Below are 5,426 nucleotides of genomic sequence, written 5' to 3'. Positions count from 1 at the left end.
AGACTTCCTCTCCGATAGCGCCGCCGAAGAGACGCTCGACGCGGTGATCAACTGGGGCCGTTACGGCGAGATTTTTTCGTATAACGACCAGTCGGAAGTCTTCAGTCTCGACGACGTCGAGACGTAATCGCGCCACCCACGCGACAAGCCGCCGCGGTGTACCGTCGTGCAGATGCGAAAGCACGGACACCGCGAAAAAACCGCACCCGCTCCTGAACCGCAATACTGCACCCGCGTATGAGGCCTGCGTCCGATATCGGGACGCGCCTCGCAGGTCGCACGTATCGCCCGAAGCCGCGCTGCCGTATTTAACCGGCGGCAGCCGGTTCTTCGGTGCGAAGGTTGAATCAATCGCAGTACAAGGAGCTGAGCGATGTCGACATTCAAACTGAAAGATGGAACGGTGCTGTTCTACAAGGATTGGGGCACCGGTGCGCCGGCGGTGTTCTCGCATGGCTGGCCGCTCAATGCGGACGCATGGGATGCGCAGATGCTGTTTCTCGCGCAGCGCGGCTATCGCGTGATCGCGCATGACCGGCGCGGTCACGGCCGTTCGGATCAGCCGTGGGACGGCAACGAGATGAACCGCTATGCGGACGATCTCGCCGAACTGCTCGACCACCTCGATGTGAAAGACGCGGTGCTCGTCGGCCATTCGACGGGCGGCGGCGAAGTCGCGCGCTATATCGGCCGGCATGGCACAAAGCGCGTGCGTAAGGCTGTGCTCGTTTCGGCGGTGCCGCCGCTGATGCTGAAGACGGAAGCGAACCCGGGCGGCTTGCCGATGTCGGTTTTCGACGAGATCCGGCAAGGTGTGGCCGCCAACCGCTCGCAGTTTTTCAAGGACCTCGCGACGCCGTTCTTCGGCTTCAATCGCGAAGGCGCGAAGGTGTCGCAAGGCACGATCGACTGGTTCTGGTATGCGGGCATGCAATGCTCGATCAAGGGCGCCTACGACTGCATCAAGGCGTTCTCCGAAACCGACTTCACCGAAGACCTGAAAAAGATGACCGTGCCGACGCTCGTACTGCAAGGCGACGCGGACCAGATCGTGCCGATCGACGATTCAGGCCGGCTCTCCGCGAAGATCGTTCCGAACGGCACGCTGAAGGTTTATCCGGGCGCACCGCACGGCATGTGCACGACGCACGCCGACCAGGTGAATGCCGATCTGCTCGCGTTTATCGAGTCATGACGGCGACCGGTTCCAGCGATTGAAGCGGTTGACCGCGGTAGCGTCGAAAAACAGGCGATGACAGCAAGCGATGGCCTGCCTATGGCACCATCGCATCTTGACCCATCATCTGCCCGCCGGAACAACGAGCCAGAAAAACGGCGCCGCCGCGGCCTCAACCGAGCATGTCCAGCCCACACGCATCGTCACGTCTCTCAGGTTTTCTTTTTCTTCTCACCACGGCCGTCGGCTGGGCCGTCAACTGGCCCGCGATGAAAGTGCTGCTGCGCGAGTGGCCGCCGCTGTTTTCGCGCGGGGTCGCCGGTTGTGCCGCAGCGTTGCTGCTGTTTCTGCTCGCGTCGCTGCGCGGCGAGTCCATTCGCATCCCATCCGGATGGCTGCCTCGACTGCTTCTCGCGGCCTGCACGAATGTGCTCGCATGGATGGGGCTGTCGACGATGTCGATGGTGTGGCTGCCGGTCAACGAGGCCGCGCTGCTCGTCTATACGATGCCGTTGTGGTCGATGCTGTTTGCGTGGCCGTTGCTGTCGCGCCGTCCGTCGGTGGGCGGATTTTGTGCGCTCGCGCTCGGTCTTGCGGGCGTCGTCGTGCTGCTTGGCGGCCATGGCATATCGGTCGACGCGGACCGCTTCGCGGGCGTGGTCTGCGCACTGCTGGCCGCGGTGCTGTTTGCGTTCGGCACGGTCGCGAATCGTGAGCCGATACCGATGGGGCCGCTCGCGCTCGTCGCATGGCAAGTCGTGATCGGCTGCGTGCCGATGGTGCTGTATGGGCTTGCGATCGAGCACCCGCGTTTTGCCGCATTGCATGCGGACGGCTGGGCGGTGATGGTTTATATGGCGCTTGTGCCGATGTGTGTCTGCTATATCGCGTGGTTCGAAACGTTGCGCAGATTGCCCGCGGAAGTGGCGTCGATCGGCATGCTGCTCGTGCCGGTGCTCGGCATTGTGGCCGCGGCGCTATCGATTGGAGAACCGCTTGGACTGCGCACGGCGCTGGCGATGGTGCTGACCCTGAGCGGCGTTGCACTTGCATTGCGTCAGAAGCGTTGACGGTTTGCTTGGCGTAAATCTCATGTGTTATTCATGTTTCCCGCTTGCGATAACGGCATGGCTATCAAGAAGAATTAATGCGTGAGCGCTGCTGGCGCCAAAGCCACCATCGAGCCTTTTGGCGTGGTGCTAATCATTCGAAGTACAACCAAATGGCAGGCAAATTTAATCATTTATTTTCCAGTGCTGCGGTATTGTCCTGAAAGGTCATCCAGGAAAAACCATCAATAGAGTGAGTAGCGGCATGCATGCCCAGCCCAGGCTTTCCGTCTGCAATTCCATTGCTTTAACGAAGAGCGCGAAGCGGGCATCCGATCATCGCGATCACGTGTCTGTCGATTGCGACACGGCGGCCTCTGCGATGCAAGACCTAAGCGTTGCCGCTATCGATCTTGGCGCGATCGCCCACAACACCGCACTCATCGCCAAGGCAGCCGGCAATGCGCGTCTGATGGCCGTCGTCAAGGCGAATGGCTTCGGCCACGGCGCGGCGCAGGTCGCGCGTACCGCGCTCGCGCATGGCGCTTCGTGGCTCGGCGTAACGACACAGGCGGAAGCGCTGCAACTCAGAAGCGAAGGAATCGATGCGCCGATCCTGATGTGGCTCTACGCACCCGGCGACGACTTGACCCATGCGGCGATGGCCAATATCGACATATCGGTTGCGTCGACCGCGCATCTGCATGGCGTGGCGAATGCGGTCCACAAGACCGGTCGTGTCGCGGCCGTGCATCTGAAAGTCGATACCGGTCTGTCGCGCAGCGGCGCCTTGCCGGGCGACTGGCCGGCGCTCACGGCAGCGGCGCGGCAACTCGAAGTGCGCGGGCTGATTCGCATCGCCGGCATCTGGTCGCATCTGGGCAATGCCGAAGAGCCCTCCGATCCTCGCCATATCGAACAGGCACGCGCTTATCGAAGCGCGCTCGACGTCGCGCAACAGGCCGGGATCACGCCGGCGCTGCGTCATATTTCGAATTCCGCGGCACTCTTTCAGGTGCCCGAATTAGGCTTCGATCTCACGCGCGCCGGCATCGCGCTATACGGCATCGAACCGGTCGCGGGACGGCGCTTCGGACTGCGCCCCGCGATGACGCTGAAGGCGCAGGTGATCCTCACCAAGCGTGTGCCCGCCGGCACGCGCGTGTCGTACGGCTTCTCCTATGCCACGCCGCGCGAAACGACGCTTGCGCTCGTGCCGCTCGGTTTTGCCGATGGCGTGATGCGATGCACGTGGCGCGAGGCAAGCGTCGCCATCGACGGCGTGCGCTATCCGATCGCGGGGCGCATCGCGATGGATCAGTTCGTGATCGACGTGGGCAACGCACGCGTGCAGATCGGCGACACCGCCGTCCTGTTCGGTCCGGGTAACGACGGCGAGCCGACCGCCGCCGATTGGGCGCAATGGGCGCAAACCAATCCTCATGAAGTTTTGACACGGGTCGGTGCGCGCGTCGCAAGGCACTATCTGCGCGCGCCGTGTTGACCGCGTCTGTTCAATCTCACAGGAACACCCGTTTATGTCCGTGAACGCAAGCGCGCGGCAGCGCGTGGCCGTCCTGTTCGGCGGTCCGAGTGACGAATACGACGTGTCATGCCATTCGGCGGCCAATGTCGTGCGCGCATTGAATCGCGACCGGTTTAGCGTGACGCCGGTTCGCATTTCGCGCGACAGCGTGTGGACGGTCGGCGAAGAGATCGCGTTGGAGCAGGGCGCGGCCATCGACGAAGCACATTTGCTGCATGCCACACGCGACGGGTTATGCCGCACTGCTTCATCGGTCGGTGCGAGCGTTGCCGCGGCCATCGCATCGCTCGCGCGGATGGACGTGGTGTTGCCGGTTTTGCATGGCCGCTACGGGGAAGACGGCACGGTGCAGGCCTTGCTCGAACTGGCCGGCGTGCGTTACGTGGGCAACGGCGTATTTGCGAGCGCGGCGGGCATGGACAAGCAGCAAACGAAGCGTTTGCTGGCGGCGGACGGGTTGACGGTGGCGGAGGGTGTCGTGCTTGGGCCCTTCGATACCCCGATCGACGCAGCGACGCGCGCGCGGCTCGGGTTGCCCGTGTTCGTCAAACCGGCGCGTAGCGGGTCCAGCTTCGGGGTGACGAAGGTCCATCGCTGGTCGGATCTCGACGCGGCTGTCGAACTCGCGCGTCGGAGCGATTCGAAGGTGCTCGTCGAGCGCGCGGTGCCGGGCCGCGAAGTCGACGTCGCCGTGCTCGAGTGTGCGGACGGTACGCTGATCGCCGGACCGCCGCTCGAGATCGTGCTGCCCGGTTCCGTCGATTTCTTCGACTACGGCGCGAAGTACGAGAACGACGCAGTCGAGTTCCGGATTCCTGCCGAACTCGATCCTTCGCTAACCGAACAACTGCATGCGCTCGCAATCCAGGTGTTTCGCATCCTCGATTGCAAGGGCATGCTGCGCGTGGATTTCTTTTTGCGGCCTGCGACTGATGGCAGCGGCGGTGTGGTGCCCGTCGTCAACGAAGTGAACACGATGCCGGGCATGACCGCGATGTCGCAGTTTCCGCAAATCTGGAAGGCGGCGGGAATCGACTATTCCGAGCTGCTGACGATATTGATCGACACCGCGCTCACGGCCGGGCGTTAGCCGAATCATTGCCCAAGCGGACGCGAACTGCCGGCCGCCGCGAGCAGCGAGACCGCGGCCGGATCCGGCATGCCGTTCGCGTCGATCGCGCCGGCCGTGGCCAACGCATCGAGATCGCTATCGACGCCCGGTTGCCCGACGACGAACGGCGTGCTCAGGAACGCCGGCGTGGCGAGCGTGATGGCGTAGCGCTGTTGCAGATTCGTCACGACGGCTGTCTGCGCGGCGAGCACGTTGTTCGGATTGGCCAGCGCCTGCTGGAATGTTCCGTTGGTTTGAAAGCCCGCCATCAGGCCGCTTTCATTCGTGCCGAGCTGCGCCGCGAGATAGACGAGCATCAGATCGGTTTCCGGCGTCGTATTGAAAGTGCCGCCCGAGTAGGCGACCGAATGCAGCGTCGTGCTGCCGGACGTGACGGTAATCAGGCACGGCAGCGCCGCATTGAAGGTGAGGCGGTAGTTTCCGCCGCCATCCGACAGCACGCTGCCCGAGCCTTGCGCGCAACTGACTATGACGTTCGCGCTCGCCAATGCGCTGCCCGTCGCCGCGGTGCCGGAAATGGTC

At 63.2% G+C, this 5,426-nt stretch carries 6 protein-coding genes; 5 read left to right on the top strand and 1 reads right to left on the bottom strand.

From position 1 onward, the window contains the following. The 5 genes from ACYPXD_RS02285 to ACYPXD_RS02265 form a co-directional block, all read left to right on the top strand. A partial coding sequence (locus ACYPXD_RS02285; protein ID WP_459706985.1) for an AAA-associated domain-containing protein occupies positions 1-127 on the top strand: 127 nt, incomplete at its 5' end. A 246-nt stretch (positions 128-373) separates the two neighbouring features. Then, the gene (locus tag ACYPXD_RS02280) at positions 374-1,195 is read left to right on the top strand and encodes an alpha/beta fold hydrolase (protein WP_459706970.1); all 822 of its coding nucleotides are present in this window, start codon (positions 374-376) and stop codon (positions 1,193-1,195) included. 164 nt (positions 1,196-1,359) lie between these two features. Next, entirely contained in the window at positions 1,360-2,247 is an 888-nt protein-coding gene (locus tag ACYPXD_RS02275) for a DMT family transporter (RefSeq protein ID WP_459706967.1), read from the top strand. Between the two features lie 361 nt (positions 2,248-2,608). Further along, entirely contained in the window at positions 2,609-3,730 is a 1,122-nt protein-coding gene (alr, locus tag ACYPXD_RS02270) for an alanine racemase (RefSeq protein WP_459706965.1), read from the top strand. Positions 3,731-3,764: 34 nt separating this feature from the next. After that, a complete protein-coding gene (locus ACYPXD_RS02265) occupies positions 3,765-4,862 on the top strand; it encodes a D-alanine--D-alanine ligase family protein (RefSeq protein WP_459706962.1) in 1,098 nt (365 codons plus the stop codon). Positions 4,863-4,867: 5 nt separating this feature from the next. Here the strand turns inward: ACYPXD_RS02265 and ACYPXD_RS02260 are convergent. After that, positions 4,868-5,426, bottom strand: a 559-nt coding sequence (locus ACYPXD_RS02260; RefSeq protein WP_459706960.1) for a hypothetical protein, incomplete at its 5' end; no start/stop codon positions are given.

The organism is Paraburkholderia sp. 2C, from assembly GCF_054589215.1.
The sequence above is the reverse complement of the archived record's forward strand: the minus strand, read 5'-3'. Positions and strand labels throughout refer to the sequence as shown.

Coding starts and splice junctions, on each gene's coding strand:
- ACYPXD_RS02280 (WP_459706970.1), top strand. CDS start 374: ATGTCGACATTCAAACTGAAAGATGGAACGGTGCTGTTCTACAAGGAT.
- ACYPXD_RS02265 (WP_459706962.1), top strand. CDS start 3,765: ATGTCCGTGAACGCAAGCGCGCGGCAGCGCGTGGCCGTCCTGTTCGGC.
- alr (WP_459706965.1), top strand. CDS start 2,609: ATGCAAGACCTAAGCGTTGCCGCTATCGATCTTGGCGCGATCGCCCAC.
- ACYPXD_RS02275 (WP_459706967.1), top strand. CDS start 1,360: ATGTCCAGCCCACACGCATCGTCACGTCTCTCAGGTTTTCTTTTTCTT.